The organism is Halobaculum sp. XH14 (genome assembly GCF_032116555.1).
Classification (GTDB): domain Archaea; phylum Halobacteriota; class Halobacteria; order Halobacteriales; family Haloferacaceae; genus Halorarum; species Halorarum halobium.
This window is the reverse complement of record NZ_CP134949.1, coordinates 1,314,905-1,330,329: the sequence shown is the minus strand read 5'-3', so window position 1 is coordinate 1,330,329 and position 15,425 is coordinate 1,314,905. Positions and strand designations below refer to the sequence as shown.

15 protein-coding genes are annotated in these 15,425 nt (G+C 70.4%); 9 read left to right on the top strand and 6 right to left on the bottom strand.

Translation table 11 applies throughout. The features are described 5' to 3' along the window. Positions 1-15 precede the first annotated feature (15 nt). Positions 16-759: a proteasome assembly chaperone family protein gene (locus RJT50_RS06720; protein WP_313695248.1), complete on the top strand. Its 744-nt coding sequence runs from the start codon at positions 16-18 to the stop codon at positions 757-759. 46 nt (positions 760-805) lie between these two features. Here RJT50_RS06720 and RJT50_RS06715 read toward each other — a convergent pair whose 3' ends face one another. Both RJT50_RS06715 and RJT50_RS06710 read right to left on the bottom strand, forming a co-directional pair. Then, positions 806-1,924 carry a pyridoxal phosphate-dependent aminotransferase gene (locus RJT50_RS06715; protein WP_313695247.1) on the bottom strand — a complete coding sequence of 373 codons (1,119 nt, stop codon included), beginning with the start codon at positions 1,922-1,924 and terminating at the stop codon, positions 806-808. 80 nt (positions 1,925-2,004) lie between these two features. Continuing rightward, entirely contained in the window at positions 2,005-2,154 is a 150-nt protein-coding gene (locus RJT50_RS06710; protein ID WP_313695245.1) for a hypothetical protein, read from the bottom strand. A gap of 249 nt (positions 2,155-2,403) precedes the next feature. Between RJT50_RS06710 and RJT50_RS06705 the strand changes: the two genes are divergently transcribed. Continuing rightward, positions 2,404-3,756 carry a DEAD/DEAH box helicase gene (locus RJT50_RS06705; RefSeq protein ID WP_313695243.1) on the top strand — a complete coding sequence of 451 codons (1,353 nt, stop codon included), beginning with the start codon at positions 2,404-2,406 and terminating at the stop codon, positions 3,754-3,756. 50 nt (positions 3,757-3,806) lie between these two features. Here RJT50_RS06705 and RJT50_RS06700 read toward each other — a convergent pair whose 3' ends face one another. Beyond that, entirely contained in the window at positions 3,807-4,190 is a 384-nt protein-coding gene (locus RJT50_RS06700; RefSeq protein WP_313695241.1) for a hypothetical protein, read from the bottom strand. Positions 4,191-4,299: 109 nt separating this feature from the next. Here RJT50_RS06700 and RJT50_RS06695 point away from each other — a divergent pair, with 109 nt between their 5' ends. Together RJT50_RS06695 and RJT50_RS06690 are read left to right on the top strand one after the other, a co-directional pair. Then, positions 4,300-5,847 (top strand): DUF790 family protein, encoded by a 1,548-nt coding sequence (locus RJT50_RS06695; protein ID WP_313695239.1) that lies wholly within the window; start codon positions 4,300-4,302, stop codon positions 5,845-5,847. 167 nt (positions 5,848-6,014) lie between these two features. Further along, positions 6,015-6,254 carry a hypothetical protein gene (locus tag RJT50_RS06690; RefSeq protein ID WP_313695238.1) on the top strand — a complete coding sequence of 80 codons (240 nt, stop codon included), beginning with the start codon at positions 6,015-6,017 and terminating at the stop codon, positions 6,252-6,254. Between the two features lie 134 nt (positions 6,255-6,388). On the opposite strand, the gene RJT50_RS06685 is transcribed toward RJT50_RS06690, so the two are convergent. Beyond that, entirely contained in the window at positions 6,389-6,916 is a 528-nt protein-coding gene (locus tag RJT50_RS06685) for a DUF7122 family protein (RefSeq protein ID WP_313695237.1), read from the bottom strand. Beyond that, positions 6,916-7,884, bottom strand: a complete 969-nt coding sequence (locus RJT50_RS06680; protein WP_313695236.1) for an RsmB/NOP family class I SAM-dependent RNA methyltransferase — start codon at positions 7,882-7,884, stop codon at positions 6,916-6,918. Before RJT50_RS06680 ends, RJT50_RS06685 begins: the two co-directional genes overlap by 1 nt. Before the next feature lie 136 nt (positions 7,885-8,020). On the opposite strand from RJT50_RS06680, the gene RJT50_RS06675 reads away from it, so the two are divergent. The 5 genes from RJT50_RS06675 (at position 8,021) to RJT50_RS06655 (ending at position 14,112) form a co-directional block, all read left to right on the top strand. Beyond that, a complete protein-coding gene (locus RJT50_RS06675) occupies positions 8,021-8,773 on the top strand; it encodes a proteasome assembly chaperone family protein (RefSeq protein WP_313695235.1) in 753 nt (250 codons plus the stop codon). A 266-nt stretch (positions 8,774-9,039) separates the two neighbouring features. After that, positions 9,040-9,684: a nucleotide exchange factor GrpE gene (locus RJT50_RS06670; RefSeq protein WP_313695234.1), complete on the top strand. Its 645-nt coding sequence runs from the start codon at positions 9,040-9,042 to the stop codon at positions 9,682-9,684. A 222-nt stretch (positions 9,685-9,906) separates the two neighbouring features. Further along, positions 9,907-11,835 carry a molecular chaperone DnaK gene (gene dnaK, locus RJT50_RS06665; protein WP_313695233.1) on the top strand — a complete coding sequence of 643 codons (1,929 nt, stop codon included), beginning with the start codon at positions 9,907-9,909 and terminating at the stop codon, positions 11,833-11,835. 345 nt (positions 11,836-12,180) lie between these two features. Next, a complete protein-coding gene (gene dnaJ / locus RJT50_RS06660; protein ID WP_313695232.1) occupies positions 12,181-13,353 on the top strand; it encodes a molecular chaperone DnaJ in 1,173 nt (390 codons plus the stop codon). 69 nt (positions 13,354-13,422) lie between these two features. Beyond that, positions 13,423-14,112: an acetyl-CoA synthetase gene (locus tag RJT50_RS06655; protein WP_313695231.1), complete on the top strand. Its 690-nt coding sequence runs from the start codon at positions 13,423-13,425 to the stop codon at positions 14,110-14,112. Between the two features lie 114 nt (positions 14,113-14,226). Here the strand turns inward: RJT50_RS06655 and RJT50_RS06650 are convergent, their stop codons facing one another. Further along, positions 14,227-15,312: an ABC transporter ATP-binding protein gene (locus tag RJT50_RS06650; RefSeq protein WP_313695230.1), complete on the bottom strand. Its 1,086-nt coding sequence runs from the start codon at positions 15,310-15,312 to the stop codon at positions 14,227-14,229. Positions 15,313-15,425 lie beyond the last annotated feature (113 nt).

Genomic DNA, 15,425 nt, shown 5'->3' with positions numbered 1-15,425 from the left:
GACCCGTGTTCCGGTATGTTCGAGGTCAGCACGGAGTTCGCCCCCTCGCTCTCCGATCCGGTGCTCGTGGAAGGACTACCCGGCGTCGGCCTCGCCGGGAAGATCGCCGCCGACCACGTCAGGGAGCAACTCGACACCAGGTACTTCGGCGAACTCCGGGGTGAGGAACTCCCCTCCGCGGCCGCCTTCACCGAGGACGACCGGACCCTGCACTCGCCCGTCAGGCTGTTCGTCGACGAGTCGAACGACGTCATCGTGCTCGTCGGCGACGTGCCCATCGAGGCCATCGACGCCGACGGTCTCGCGGGAGCGCTGTCGGACTGGATGGACGAGATCGGCGCGACGCCGCTGTACCTGAGCGGGCTTCCGACCCAGCGCGAACCCGAAGACGTCCCGGAGCTGTACGGCGTCGCCACCGGGGAAGCTGGCGGGTTGCTCGACGAGGTGGACGTCTCGGCGCCGGCCGCGGACGGACTGATCCAGGGTCCCGCAGGCGCGCTGTTGAGCGCGGCCAAGGACCGCGACCGCGACGCGTGCGGGCTCATCGTGGAGACGACGCCGAAGTTCCCCGACCCGGAAGGCGCACACGTGCTCGTGCGGGACGGGATCGCTCCGCTCGCGGGCGTCGACGTCGACACCGACCCGCTGGTCGAGAGCGCCGAGGAGATCATGGACCGGCGCCGGCAACTCGCCCAGCGCATCCAGCAGGCGAGCGATGGCGACCAGTCGCGCGCGTCGGTAACCGGGATGTTCCAGTAACGCCCGTCGCCGGGACACGGACCGCCTCGAACGGAGTCAGCGTCGCTCAGCGAACCGCAGCCGCGGCGTCCGCCATGATCCCGAGCGCCTCGCGGAGGACGTCCTCGTCGGTCGCGTACGAGATGCGCGCGTAGCCCTCGCCGTGTTCGCCGAACGCGCCGCCGGGGACGACGACGACGCCGCGGTCGATGCACTCGTCGACGAACCCGTCGGGTACCTCGGGCATCGCGTAGAAGGCACCCTGGGGCGTCGGACAGTCGAGCCCCGCGTCGGCGAGCCCCTCGAGGACGACGTCGCGCCTGCGCTCGAACGAGTCGCGCATCTCACCCACCACGTCCTGTGGGCCCGACAGCGCCGCCTCGGCGGCGAACTGGGCCGGCGCCGACGCGCACGCCTGGGCGTACTGGTGGACCCTGAGCATGCGTTCGATCCGGTCGGTCGCGCCCGTGACCCAGCCGAGCCGCCAGCCGGTCATCGAGTACGCCTTCGAGCAGGCGTTCACGACGACGACGTTCTCGCGCTCGTACTCCAGGGGCGAGTGGTGGGCCCCCTCGAAGACGAAGTGCTCGTACACCTCGTCGGAGAGACAGAGGACGTCGTGCTCGCGGGCGATCCGCGCGAACTCCCTGACGTCGTCCTCGCTCGCGACGGTGCCCGTCGGGTTCGCGGGCGAGTTGACGACGAACGCGGCGGTGTCGTCGGTGATGGCCGCCTCGACGGTCGCGGGATCGAGGGTGAGATCCTCGCGGAGCGGGACGGGCACCGGCTCGCCCCCGGCGAGTTTCGTCAGCGCGTCGTAGCTCACGAACCCCGGGTCCGGGATGACGACCTCCTCGCCGACGTCGACGTGTGCCTCGAGCGCGAGGTGGAGCGCCTCGGACCCGCCGGAGGTCGCGATGAGGTCGCCGGGATCGACCGTCACGCCCTGGTCGCGCTCGTGTTTGGCCGCGATCGCCTCGCGGAGCGCCAGCGTCCCCTTGTTGGACGTGTACGCGTCCGTGCTTCCCTCGCGGATGGCCGCGACGGCCGCGTCCTTCGCGTGGCTCGGCGTGGGGAAGTCGGGCTGGCCGAGCCCCAGGTTGATGGCGTCCTCGCCGGCCGCCTCGAACACCTCGCGGATGCCGCTGATGGAGATCGCCTCCACGCGGTCGGAGAACTTCGGCATATCGAGGTGACCGGACCGAACCGGGATAGGTGTTGTCACACGACCCCGGCGCGTCGTTCGGACCGTCGACCCCGCTCGAATCACGGCTCGTCGTACTCGTCGCGCAGGTCCTCGATGCTCCCGGTCAGCCGCGACAGCGCCGCGTCAGCGTCCATGTATCCCTGCTCGTACTCGCCGAGCACGTCGTCGGCCTCCTCCAGAAACGCCTCGACCGCTTCGTCGTTGCTCATGGGCCGACATCGGGCCGGCGGTACGTGGGTGTTGTGACCGCGAGCGGCGAGGCCGAATCGCCGCAGGCGAACGCAGTCCGGCCTTCCACCCGCTGACGCTACCCGTCCACACACCGGGTGGGACTGAAAGGGGCCGCGGCTCTCGCTGGCATCAACGGCGGTGGCTGACGGAACGTGGTCGAGCACGGGAGTCGAGAGGAGTACGAATCACCCGGAGGGAATAAGCGCCGACGTCGACTACGTAACCCCGTGACGGTCACGCTGCGGTTCGAGGACGGCGCCGTCGTCGTGAGCAGCGACGGCGACGACCTCAACCCGACCTCGCTCCCCGGCGTCGAACGCGACGCACGCACCGGGAGCCACCGCGCTCCGGCACGCCGCTACCGTGCGGTCCGCGACGCGCTCCGGGACCGCGGGGCCGACGTGGACGACCGCGTCGCCCCCGACGCTCGGCTCGAACTCTCGCTCCGCTATGACCTCCGCGAGTACCAGGAAGCCGCTCTAGCGGCCTGGCGAGGGAACGACGAACGGGGCGTGGTCGAACTGCCGACCGGGAGCGGGAAGACGGTGCTCGCGCTCGCGGCCATGGCGGAACTCGGCGTCCCGACGCTGGTCGTCGTTCCCACGGTCGACCTGCTCGAACAGTGGCGACGCGAACTCGAATCGGAGTTCGGCGTGCCGGTCGGCCAGTTCGGTGGCGGCGAGCAGCGCGCGGCGGCGCTGACGGTGGCGACGTACGATTCGGCGTACCTCCGCGCCGAGGACGTCGGCGGCGACTTCGGCCTGATCGTGTTCGACGAGGTCCACCACCTCGGCGGCGAGGGGTATCGCGACGTCGCCCGCCTGTTCGCCGCGCCGGCACGGCTCGGGCTGACCGCGACGTTCGAGCGGCCCGACGGCGCACACGAGACGGTCGCCGACCTCGTCGGTCCGGTGGTGTTCGAGCGCGACGTCGACGCCCTCTCCGGGGAGCACCTCGCGGAGTACGACGTGCGGAGAATCGAGGTACGGCTCTCCGAATCGGAGCGCGAGGAGTACGAGCGAGAGCAGGGAACGTTCGTGGAGTACGTCCGCGATGCGGGGATCACGTTCTCCTCGGGGAGCGACTATCAGGAGCTGGTGTACCGCTCGGGCAACGACCCCCGGGCGCGCGAGGCGCTGCTCGCGAAACAGCGCGCACGCGAGGTGATGATGAACGCCGACGCGAAGGTGACGGAACTCGAACGCATCCTGGAACGTCACCGCGACGAGCGGGTCATCGTGTTCACGGCCCACACCGACCTCGTGTATCGGCTCTCCGAACGGTTCCTGCTTCCGGCGATCACGGGCGAGACCGGCGCCGCCGAGCGCCGCGAAATCCTCGGTAAGTTCCGTGACGGCGAGTACACGAGGGTCGTCTCCGCGAACGTGCTCGACGAGGGCGTCGACGTGCCGGACGCCAGCGTCGGCGTCGTCATCTCGGGCACCGGCTCGGAACGGCAGTTCACACAGCGGCTCGGCAGGCTGTTGCGGCCCGGAAGCGACGGCGAAAAACGGGCGGTCCTGTACGAACTCGTGACGAGCGAAACCGCCGAGGAGCGGGTGGCGGACCGCCGGCGGTAACCGCCAGGACCGACGACCGGGACGGCTCGACGGGACGACGCCGACAGTCCTCACTGCACGTCGACGCTCAGCGAGCCGTTTCCGGAGAACGCCTCGTACTCGAGACCCGTCTCGAGTTCGACCTCCAGTTGGCCGTCGGGCTCGACGGTCACCGACTGCGAAACGGTGCTCTCCTCGTCCCCGGCCTGCACGTCGGCGACGACGGTCCCGGACTGGGACTCCCCGGACCGGTTCTCGACGGTGACCCGGAGCAGCAGCGTCCCGTCCTCGGCCGCCTCGTCGGCGATCCCGGCGATGACGAGCCCCGTCGCCGGCGGCTCGGTCGGGACGGGCGACCGCGGCGGGGTTCGGGGACCCGACGGCTGGGTCGACTCCGTACAGCCCGTCCCAGCGACCAGGCCCGCGATGCCGACGAGGACTCCCCGACGCTCCATGTCCGGGCCTCATGCCCATCCCGTATGAGCCTTGTCCATCCGGAGCGACCTGCGGACCCGTCCCGCCCCCACCGGCGCGATTTTACCCGCGGACCCGGAAGGGTCGGGCGTGCTGCGCAAGGATCTCCTGCGCGTCTCCCGTCGCGGCGGCGGCTACCGACCCGAGTTCGTCGCCGACGACGGGGCGGCAGTCGACCTCGCCGCCAGGGTCGTCGGCACTTACCAGGGTCACGTGGGCGAGCCCCGGCGGGCGCTGGAGGCCGCGCTCACCGACCTCGAACGGGACGCCCCCGACTTCAAGCTCGTCCGGGGGTTCGCCGCGCTGCTGGAGCGGGAGGCCACCTTCGAGACCAGGTCGCCGCTCCCACCCGAACGGGCCAGGCGGGCCGCGTTCGCCGCCGCCGAACGGGTCGGCGTCGCGAGCGAGACCGAACGAGAGCAAGCGCTCTCCGCTGCCGGGGATCGGCTCGGCACGGACGCCGAGGCGGTCGAGTCGTCGCTGTCGGCCGACCGCGAGCCCGAACGGGTCCTCGTCGCGTTCGAACCGCGGTGGGACCCGGAGACGCTGTGCGAGCAGTACGACCTCTCGCTCGCACAGACCGCGCTGTTCGACGCCGTCGAGGTTCGGCTCCGCTCGGCTGATCCGAAGACGCTCGTGTCCGCCGCGAAACGGCTCGGGCTCCTGTACGAGGTCGTGAGGACCGACGGGGGTCGGGAATTCGTCCTCACCGGACCGGACGCGCTGTTCCGTCGCGGGCGGCGCTACGGAACCGCGTTCGCCAGCCTCCTCGGGACGGTCGCCGCGAGCACGGCCGACTGGGAGCTGACCGCGACCATCGACGACCGGGGCACGGAACGGGAGCTCCGGTTGAGCGACGCCGACGTGTCCGATCCGGGCACCGAGCCGCTCGCGGAGCCGGCGTTCGACTCCGGCGTCGAGGCCGACTTCGCCGCGCGGTTCCGCGCGCTTGACCTGGACTGGACGCTCGTCCGCGAGCCGGAACCGCTGGAGGTCGGTGCCCGAGGCGGCCCCGGTGACTTCGCCGAGGTGGGGGCGCGAGTGATGATCCCCGACTTCTCCTTCGAGTACCGGCACGCCGACTTCCGCGTCTTCTTCGAGGTGATGGGGTTCTGGACGCCCGAGTACGTCGAGAAGAAGCTCGATCAGCTCGCGGGCGTCGAGGACGTCGAACTCGTCGTCGCGGTCGACGAGTCGCTCGGGGTCGGCGAGGCCATCGAGGCTCGCGACCATCGAGCGATCCCCTACTCGGGGACCGTCCGGGTCAAGGACGTGGTGGACGCGCTACGGGAGTACGAATCCGAGCTCGAAGCCGCCGTGACTGCAGACCTCCCGGGCGTGCTCGCACCGGACGACGACGCGGTCGCTCTCGACGAGGTCGCCGCCGAACACGGCGTCCCCCGGGACGCGCTCGACGGGGTTTCGTTCCCGGAGCACGAGCGTGTCGGCGGCAGCCTCGTGCGGCCCGCGGTGCTGGAGGCGGTCGCGGATGCGCTTGAGCCCGGGATGGCCTACGCCGACGCGGAAGACGCGCTCGATTCATACGGGCTGGCCGACGCGAGCGCGGCGCTCTCGCGTCTCGGCTATCGCGTCGAGTGGGAGGGGCTGGGCGGCGGGACGCTCCGGGCGAAGGAGTGACGTTCGGGGAACCGACTCGATCCCCGACCCGGCTCGGAACGCGCTGGCCGCCGCGTCTGCATCGGGGCAGTTTCCCTCAGAGACGGGCGCGTAACTGGTAACCACCCCGCTCCCATCCCGGAAAAATCTTCATGGCTTACTCGCCGGTAAGCGTGTACTACCCACCCATGCCCCGAAAAGAGAGACCGTGGTCGAAGAACGTCCTCAACCAGCTCGCGGGAGTCACCGGCCTCGGATGGACGATGTCCATCCTCGGCTTTCTCGGGACGCTGATCGGCTACGGAAACGCGTTCGTAACTCGCCTCGTCGCCGGACCGCAGTCGCTGCTGTACATCGGAACCGCCTTCTTCGTGGCCACGCTCGGGCTCGACCGCCTCACCGACCTGCTCTCGGAGACGGAGGGGTAACGTCGCCCGTCACGGGTCGTCGGGACGAGTAGGATTCGGCTACGGTCTCCGGCTGACGTCGCGATTCGGAAGTCCGGCTCCGCCTGCTCGAACGGCCGCCAGTGCGTCGCTCGAGGCGAACGATCGACTGCCGCCTAGCGCGGTCGCTCCGGGAGTTCCTCCTGATACCCCTTCGGTACGACCGAGCGAAGCTCGTCGTAGAGGTAGAGCCCGACGCCGATCGGTTCGCGCCCGCCGGCGATCTCGTGGGTCGCGATCAGGTAGCCCCAGTCGCCCTCCCAGCCGGGCAGGTCCTGATCGTGGCCGGCCGCGAACGCGCGGGCCTGGCCAGGCGAGAGGTCGATCACGTTTCGCGTCGCCAGCCGACCCCAGCGCATCGCCGCCGTCGTCGTCGGTTTCCAGTGCTCTTGGCGGGTGCGGAGGAAGGTGATGCCGACGCCCTCCCGGACCTGTGGCGTCGGGACGTCGGCCGCGAACGCCCAGATCTTCCCCGCGCCCTTCTCCCAGAACGTGTAGCCGTCGAACGTCTCGGCCGGGACGGCGAAGCGCTCCTCCCACCAGTCCAGCACCTCGGCGCGCGTGGCGCGCCCCACGATCTCGCGATCGGCCGCCGTCGCGGGGAGGCGGTCGAACTGCTGGCCGTCGTTGTCGTGCTCGGCCATCAGGCACCCACCCCCGTGGCTCCTTCGCCGGTCGAAGCACCCTCTTTGCCCCCCTCCGGGTCGCCACCCACGCGAAGTTTCGCGAGGAAGAACCCGCCGGTGTCGTTGAAGTGCGGGTAGACGCGGGTCGCCCGCCTCACCTGCTCGTCGTACGTCTCGTCCTCCCACCCGGTGACGCCGGGGCGGGAGTCGAGGGGGCAGTCCCAGTCGAGGACCTCGCAGTCCTCCTCTGCCAGCACGTGGTCGAGGACGGCCTCGTTCTCCTCGGGCGCGAACGTGCAGGTGGAGTAGACGACGACGCCGCCGGGTTTCGTCGCCTGCACGGCGCGCTTGAGGATGCCCTTCTGGATGCCGGCGACCTCGTGGACGTGCTGGAGCGTCCACTTCTCGAGCGTGTCGGGGTTCTTGCGGATCGTCCCCTCACAGGAGCACGGCGCGTCGACGAGCGCCCGGTCGAACTCGTCGAAGCCGAACCCGTTCAGCGAGTAGTTGCGCGCGTCCTGCTGGTCGACGACGAGGTTCGTGACCCCGAGGCGCTCGGCGTTGTGCCGGAGCGCGGAGATGCGACCGAGGTTCGAGTCGTTGCCGATGAGCGCGCCGCGGTCCTCCATCAGCCCGGCGAGCTGGCTCGTCTTGCTCCCCGGCGCGGCGCAGGCGTCCCAGACGCGCTCGCCGGGCCGGGGGTCGAGTGCGAGCGCCGGCAGCGCCGACACCTCCTCCTGTCCGTGGACCCAGCCGTGGGCGTAGGGCCACGTCGTCCCCGGCGTCCGCTCGTCGAGCCGGAAGAGGCCCTCGTGCCAGTCGACGCGCTCGTAGCCGGTTCCCTCCTCGTCGAACGCCTCGGCGACCCTGTCCGGCCCGGCCCTGATGGGGTTCGTCCGGACGACCGAGGGAAGCGGGCGCTCGCAGGCGGCCCGGAACGCGGCCTCGTCGTCGACGAGGGGCCCGTAGCGGTCGAGGGGGTTCATGCACCCGGGTTCGGCGGGGTCGCGTTTGTCGGTTTCGACACGGCGGGCGGCGACGGCTCGGGACTCCACGGACGGTCACCGAGTCCGGTTCCCCGCGCGGCGCACCTTTACGGTCCCCCGCCGAGGAGGATCGGACATGGCGCGAATCGACGTGCGGACGGACGTGTCGCTCTCCGACCCGGTGCTCGTGGAGGGGTTCCCGGGCGTCGGCCTCGTCGGGAAGATCGCCGCCGACCACCTCGTCGCGGCGTTCGACATGGTTCACTACGGGGACGTCCACTGCGAGTCGCTCCCGAAATCGGCCGCCTTCGGCGCGGGCGATCGGGCCGTCCGAACCCCCGTTCGGCTGTACGCCGACGGCGAGCGCGACCTGCTCGTCCTCCAGTCGGACGTGCCCGTCTCGCCGGAGGCGGCGACGGAGTTCGCGGACTGTCTCACCGACTGGTTCCGCGAGGCGTCCGTGACGCCGGCGTACGTCGCGGGGCTCAAACGCCAGCGACGGGAGGGGTCGGAGCCGGAGGGTGACGCGGCGATGTTCGGCGTCGCCGCCGGCGACGGCGCGGTGCTCCTCGATCGCGCGGGGGTTCCCGCCCCCGACGAGGCGGGCATCGCCTCCGGGCCGACGGGCGCGCTGTTGAACCACGCGCTCGAAACCGACCTCACCGCAGTCGGCCTCATCGCGGAGTGTGACCCGCGGTTCCCCGACCCGCTCGCCGCAAAGCGGGTCATCGAGGACGGGATCGCCCCCGTCGCCGGCATCGACGTGCCGACGAGGGACCTCGAGGCACACGCTGACCAGATCCAGGAGGCGAAAGAGCAGCTCGCGCGGCGGATGAGCGAGGAGGACGAGAACTCCTCACAGGCCCAGCGGCTCCGGATGTACCAGTGAGTCGACCCGGCGACCCCGAGGAATTAACACGGGACCGCCTCTCGTAGCGACATGGACCGACAACAGGTGCTCGCCCTCGTGCTGGTCGGACTGATGGTGTTCTCGTCGCTGGCGTACGCGGTCACGCTCTTCTAACCCGACGGGGGCCGGCCGGCCGGTCACGTCCGCCGATCAGCAGCCGCGTCATCCGAATCGACCGGGCAGGTAGCCGGGAGGACCGCGCGGATTCTACAACCCTTATCCCCGCCGACCGATTCCATCGACGTATGAGCGAGGACGCCGGAACCGAGCCGGAGGAACCGGAGGTCGCCGACGGGAACGTCGAGACGGAAGAGTCGGACGCCGTCGCCGACGGGGAGACGCGGGACGCGGAGGCCGAGGCGGCGCTCGCGACCGAGGTCGCGGCCCACGACGACGAACTCGCGGCGGCCGTCGCCGAGCTGGAGTCGCGCGTGGAGGAGGCCGAGGAGCGTGCGAGCGAGGCCGAGTCGCGCGCGGAGGAACTGGAGTCGAGCCTCGCGCGGACGAAGGCGGACTTCCAGAACTACAAGAAGCGGGCGAAGAAGCGACAGGAACGGGAGAAGGAGCGCGCGACCGAGGACCTCGTCGGCCGACTCACCGAGGTTCGGGATAACCTCGTCCGCGCGCTCGAACAGGACGGGGACGCCGACATCCGCCCCGGCGTCGAGTCGACGCTGGAGACGTTCGATCGGGTGCTGGCCGACGAGAACGTCGAGGTCCTCGACCCGGAACCGGGCGAGGAGGTCGACCCCGAGCGCCACGAGGTCATGATGCGCGTCGCCAGCGACCACCCCGCCGGGACGGTCGCCGACGTGTACAAGCCCGGCTACGAGATGGCCGGGAAGGTCATCGAGGCCGCACAGGTCACCGTCAGCGAGGACGAGGAGTAGCTCAGCGGAGACGGGGAGACGTCGAGCCTCCGCCCGTCGGCGGGCGCGGGCGGCCCCGGCGCGTCGACGGGACGCGCCTCGAATCGCGGTTCGTGATAAGCGTTGTCACTACGGGCGCACGGTCGGCGAGAGAATCGCCATCAAGCGACGACCCGATGTTCGGGCGTGTGGCTCCCTATCTAGTAACCTTTAACGGAATCGGGCCGCGTAGATGCAGGTAATATGGCGAGTGACAAGATTCTGGGGATCGACCTCGGAACGACGAACTCCGCGTTCGCAGTGATGGAAGGCGGCGACCCGGAGATCATCGTGAACGGCGAGGGCGACCGGACGACCCCCTCCGTCGTCGCGTTCTCCGACGACGGCGAGCGACTCGTGGGCAAGCCCGCGAAGAACCAGGCGGTCCAGAACCCCGACCGGACCATCCAGTCCATCAAGCGGCACATGGGCGAGGAGGGCTACTCGGTCGAGATCGACGGCGAGGAGTACACGCCCGAGCAGCTCTCGGCGATGATCCTCCAGAAGATCAAGCGCGACGCGGAGGAGTACCTCGGCGACGACGTCGAAAGGGCGGTGATCACCGTCCCCGCGTACTTCAACGACAAGCAGCGCCAGGCGACGAAGGACGCCGGCGAGATCGCGGGCTTCGAGGTCGACCGCATCGTCAACGAGCCGACCGCGGCGTCGATGGCGTACGGGCTGGACGACGACTCGGACCAGACGGTGCTCGTGTACGACCTCGGCGGCGGGACGTTCGACGTTTCCGTCCTCGATCTGGGCGGCGGCGTGTACGAGGTCGTCGCCACCAACGGGGACAACGACCTGGGCGGCGACGACTGGGACGAGGCGGTCATCGACCACCTCGCCGAGGAGTTCGAGAACGACCACGGCATCGACCTGCGCGAGGACCGGCAGGCGCTCCAGCGGCTGAAGGACGCTGCCGAGGAGGCGAAGATCGAACTCAGTTCGCGCAAGCAGACGAACATCAACCTCCCGTTCATCACCGCGACCGACTCGGGGCCGGTCCACCTCGAGACCGAACTGACGCGCGCGACGTTCGAGTCGCTCACCTCGAATCTCGTGGAGCGGACCGTCGGGCCGACCGAGCAGGCGCTCTCGGACGCGGGCTATGACGCCGACGACATCGACGAGGTGATCCTCGTCGGCGGGTCGACCCGGATGCCCCAGGTGCAAGCACAGGTCGAGGAACTCGTCGGCCAGGAGCCGAAGAAGAACGTCAACCCCGACGAGGCGGTCGCGCTCGGCGCGGCGATCCAGGGCGGCGTGCTCTCGGGCGACGTCGACGACCTCGTGCTGCTCGACGTCACCCCGCTCTCGCTGGGCATCGAGGTGAAGGGCGGGCTCTTCGAGCGGCTGATCGACAAGAACACGACCATCCCGACCGAGGAGTCGAAGGTGTTCACCACGGCGGCCGCGAACCAGACGTCCGTCCAGGTCCGCGTGTTCCAGGGCGAGCGCGAGATCGCCGAGGAGAACGAACTGCTCGGCGAGTTCCAGCTCTCGGGCATCCCGCCCGCCCCCGCCGGCACCCCCCAGATCGAGGTGTCGTTCAACATCGACGAGAACGGCATCGTCAACGTCGAGGCCGAGGACCAGGGCTCGGGCAACGCCGAATCGATCACCATCGAGGGCGGCGCGGGCCTCTCGGACGAGGAGATCGACCGGATGCAGGAGGAGGCCGAGGAGCACGCCGAGGAGGACGAGGCCCGGCGCGAGCACATCGAGGCCCGCAACGAGGCCGAGAGCGCGGTCCAGCGCGCGAACACGCTCCTCGAGGAGAACGAGGAAGAGGTCGACGATGAGCTCGCGAGCGACATCGAGGACGCCATCGCCGACGTCGAAGAAGTCCTCGAGGACGAGGACGCCGAGACCGAGGAACTGCGGGACGCGACCGAGGAGCTCTCGACCGAACTGCAGGAGATTGGCAAGCAGATGTACCAGCAGGCGCAGGGCGCGCAGGCCGGGCCGGGCGGTGCCGGCGGTCCGGAGGGCGCGGCGGGCGCCGGTCCCGGCGGCATGGGCGGCGGGGCCGGCCCCGGCGGCGCCGCGGGTGCCGGCGGCGACGACGAGGAGTACGTCGACGCCGACTTCGAGGACGTGGACGACGAGGACGACTCCGACGAGGACTAACGCGCGGAAAACCCGATTTCCTCCCCGCCTCGCTCGGACGACCAGCCGGCGCGGTGGCGCGCGTGTCCGCGAGCGCCCTCGTGGGGCTCGCTCTCGCGCGTGAGGGATGAGCACCGCAGGCGAGCGAAGCGAGCGAGGAGCGCAATCGGCTGGGGAGGACGTGGTCCGGTGCGGTGCGGTTTCAGGTGAGCTAGGGGGAGTGGTCCGCCCGGCCGAACCACCCGCAATCGACGGACGCCGAAATCAGTCGAACCCCGCCGGAATCTCAGCCACGCCACCCGAAAACGAGAACACGGAGTCACGCGTTTCAAATAGCACGACGGCCATGACACTGATAACACGACCATGAGCGAGGACTTCTACGAGGTGCTGGGGGTCTCGCGCGACGCCTCCGAGGACGAGATCAAGCAGGCGTACCGCCAGAAGGCGACCGAGTACCACCCGGACGTGAGCGACGACCCGAACGCCGAGGAGAAGTTCAAGAAGGTCAAGAAGGCTCAGGAGGTGCTCACCGACGAGGAGAAGCGTCAGGCGTACGACCAGATGGGCCACGACCGCTTCGAGCAGGCCGAGAAGCGCGGCGGCTTCGACGGCGGCGGCGCCGGCGGGATGGGCGGCCAGGGCAACCCGTTCGGCGGCATGGGCGGCGGTGGAATGGGCGGCGGCGGCATGGGCGGTCTCGGCGACATCTTCGAGGAGTTCTTCGGCGGCGGCGGTGGACGCGGCCGCGGCGGCCCGCGTCCGGGCAAGGACCTCCGGACGAGCCTCGAGGTCACGCTTGAGGAGGCCTACGAGGGAGTCACGAAGCAGTTCACCGCCGCACGGCCGCAGCGCTGTCCCGACTGCGACGGCGAGGGGCATCCGCCCGACGCCGACGTGCGGACCTGTCCCGAGTGCAACGGCCAGGGGCAGGTGACCCAGGTCCAGCAGACGCCGCTCGGGCGGGTCCAGCAGGCGACGACCTGCCGGCGCTGTGAGGGCGAGGGCGAACTGTACTCCGAGGACTGCGCGCGCTGTGACGGCGGCGGCGTGGTGCGCGAGGAGTCGACGCTCACCGTCGACGTGCCCGCCGGGATTCGGGACGGCCAGAGCCTCCGGATGGACGGCGAGGGCGCGCCCGGCGAACCCGGCGCGCGGGACGGCGACCTGCTGATCGAGATCCACGTCGCGGACGACGAGCGCTTCGAGCGCGACGGCGCGGACCTGCGGCTCACCCGGCCCATCTCGTTCCCGCAGGCGACGTTCGGCGACACCATCGAACTGGAGACGCTCGACGGCGCGGTCGAGTTCGACGTGCCGGCCGGCACCCAGTCGGGGGAGACGTTCCGCCTGCGCGGCAAGGGGATGCCCCGCCTCCGCGGGCGGGGCGAGGGCGACCTCTACGTGCAGGTGCAGGTCGTGACCCCCGAGGACCTCAGCGACGACCAGCGCGAGGCGCTGCGCGAGTTCGCGGAGGCCGGCGGCGAGGAGATCGACGTCAGCGAGGGGTTCTTCGAGAAGATCAAGAACTCGTTCTGACCGCTACCGCTCGGAGCGACCCGGACCGCTCCCGCGCCACTCTTTGTCCCCGGCCCCGAACCGACGCCCATGCCCGACCCCCTGCCGGATGCGACGCTCGTCGGCGACCTCCTCGCGCGCGACCGGCGGGACCGGACGACCGCGCTTCACGTCGCGGCGAGCGACCGGACGCTCAGCTACCGGGACCTCTGCACGACCGCGTACAAGGCCGGGAACGTCCTCAGCCACCACGGCGTCCGCGCGGGCGACGTGGTCGACGTCGAACCGCGCCCCGCCCCCGAACCGGTCCTGACGTTCCTCGGGGCGACGCTGCTGGGCGCAGTCACGGCGTTCCGCGCGGATCCGGGTGCCGACGACGTGACCGACGCACGCGCGGTCGTCGTCCACGCCGAACGGGAGGACGAGTTCGACCTCCCGCCCGGGGCACGATTGCTCGCGTTCGGCGGCGAACCCGACCGGCCGACGACGACCCACTGGGAAGGGGAGGTGTGGAGCGAGAACCCCGCGTTCCCGCCGACCGATCACGACCCCGACGATCCGGTGCTCGCCGTCGGCGACGGCGGTTACAGTCACGCCCGCTTGCTGCGGGGAGCGAACGGTCTCCGAGCCGACCGCGTGGCCGGACGGGACCGGCCGATCCGGGACCCCCTCTCGGACCCCGGGGCCGTCGTCGCCCTCCTCGCCGCGTTGCTCGACGGGAGGGCCGCCAACCTCGCCGGGCGCAGCGTCGATCCGGCGACGGAACGCGACGGCGGGTAGGTGATTTTCGGGGCGTTTCGCGCGCCCCCTACTCCTCGCGTGGCTCCGGGAGCGTCGGAACGGCCGGACGGGCGAGAAAACGAATCGGCCCCGGGAACGCCGGTTCCCCGGCGGTCAGGCGAAGACGGCCGGCGCGTCGGGGTCGACGGCCAGTTCGACGTCGTCGCCGGGGGCGACCGGGCTGTCCCGACCCTGCACGACGACCGTGAGCTCCGGGACGCCCGCGGTGACGTCGAGCACGTAGTTCGTCTGATCGCCCTGGAAGTACCGTTCGACGACCGTCCCCGACAGGGAGCCGTCGGCGACGAACCGGAAGTCCTCGGGGCGGATCGAGAGCTCGACCGGGCCGCTGGCCTCGCCGGCGACCTCGATGCGACCGCCATCGAGATCGACCACCGTGGCCTCCCCGTCGGCGTCCGCGACGCCCTGAAGCAGGTTGGTGTCGCCGATGAAGTCGGCGACGAACGGCGTCGCCGGGTTTCGATAGATCTCCTCGGGGCTCCCGACCTGTTCCAGCGAGCCGTCGTTCATCACGGCGATCCGATCCGAGAGCGTCATCGCGACCTCCTGATCGTGGGTGACGTAGAAGAATGCGCCCTCCGTCTTCTCGTGGATCTTCCGGAGTTCGACCTGCATCCGCTTGCGGAGCTTCCGGTCGAGACTCGACAGCGGTTCGTCGAGCAGGAGGACCGACGGCTGGTTGACCAGCGCCCGCGCCAGCGCGACGCGCTGTTGCTGGCCGCCCGAGAGTTCGGTCGGGTTGCGCTCCTCGAACCCGCCGAGGTCGACGAGGTCGAGGTATTCGGACACGAGGCGGTCGCGCCGGGTCCCGGTCGACCCCTCGCCGCCGGCGCCGTCGGTTCCGCCGTCCGCGTCGGGCAACCCGCCCTTTTTCAGGCCGTAGGCGACGTTGTCGCCGACGGTCATGTGGGGGAACAGCGAGAGGTGCTGGAAGACGAGGTTCGTCCCCCGGGCCTCGGGCGGGACGCCCGTCATCGGCTCGCCGCCGATGGTGACGGTCCCGTCACTGGGCGTCTCGAAGCCGCTTATCATCCGGAGCGTCGTCGTCTTCCCGCAGCCGGAGGGCCCGACCAGCGAGAAGAACTCGCCCTCCTTGATGTCGAAATCGATGCCGTCGACGGCCGTCACGTCGCCGAACTCCTTTCGAACGTCCTCGAGATCGACGAGTACGTCTCCCATGTGAGTATCCCTCGTAGACCCCCCTCACGCTCGAATGGAGTAAAACTCACGCTCCCCGGCCGAGACGTTCGGGATAAATCGGAGGACGTCGGGAAGGATTTAACTGACTAGAA

Excerpts from the sequence above, each read along its gene's own strand:
- RJT50_RS06720 (WP_313695248.1), top strand. The coding sequence starts at position 16 with ATGTTCGAGGTCAGCACGGAGTTCGCCCCCTCGCTCTCCGATCCGGTG.
- RJT50_RS06715 (WP_313695247.1), bottom strand. The coding sequence starts at position 1,924 with ATGCCGAAGTTCTCCGACCGCGTGGAGGCGATCTCCATCAGCGGCATC.
- RJT50_RS06710 (WP_313695245.1), bottom strand. The coding sequence starts at position 2,154 with ATGAGCAACGACGAAGCGGTCGAGGCGTTTCTGGAGGAGGCCGACGAC.
- RJT50_RS06700 (WP_313695241.1), bottom strand. The coding sequence starts at position 4,190 with ATGGAGCGTCGGGGAGTCCTCGTCGGCATCGCGGGCCTGGTCGCTGGG.
- RJT50_RS06690 (WP_313695238.1), top strand. The coding sequence starts at position 6,015 with ATGCCCCGAAAAGAGAGACCGTGGTCGAAGAACGTCCTCAACCAGCTC.
- RJT50_RS06685 (WP_313695237.1), bottom strand. The coding sequence starts at position 6,916 with ATGGCCGAGCACGACAACGACGGCCAGCAGTTCGACCGCCTCCCCGCG.
- RJT50_RS06680 (WP_313695236.1), bottom strand. The coding sequence starts at position 7,884 with ATGAACCCCCTCGACCGCTACGGGCCCCTCGTCGACGACGAGGCCGCG.
- RJT50_RS06675 (WP_313695235.1), top strand. The coding sequence starts at position 8,021 with ATGGCGCGAATCGACGTGCGGACGGACGTGTCGCTCTCCGACCCGGTG.
- RJT50_RS06670 (WP_313695234.1), top strand. The coding sequence starts at position 9,040 with ATGAGCGAGGACGCCGGAACCGAGCCGGAGGAACCGGAGGTCGCCGAC.
- dnaK (WP_313695233.1), top strand. The coding sequence starts at position 9,907 with ATGGCGAGTGACAAGATTCTGGGGATCGACCTCGGAACGACGAACTCC.
- dnaJ (WP_313695232.1), top strand. The coding sequence starts at position 12,181 with ATGAGCGAGGACTTCTACGAGGTGCTGGGGGTCTCGCGCGACGCCTCC.
- RJT50_RS06655 (WP_313695231.1), top strand. The coding sequence starts at position 13,423 with ATGCCCGACCCCCTGCCGGATGCGACGCTCGTCGGCGACCTCCTCGCG.
- RJT50_RS06650 (WP_313695230.1), bottom strand. The coding sequence starts at position 15,312 with ATGGGAGACGTACTCGTCGATCTCGAGGACGTTCGAAAGGAGTTCGGC.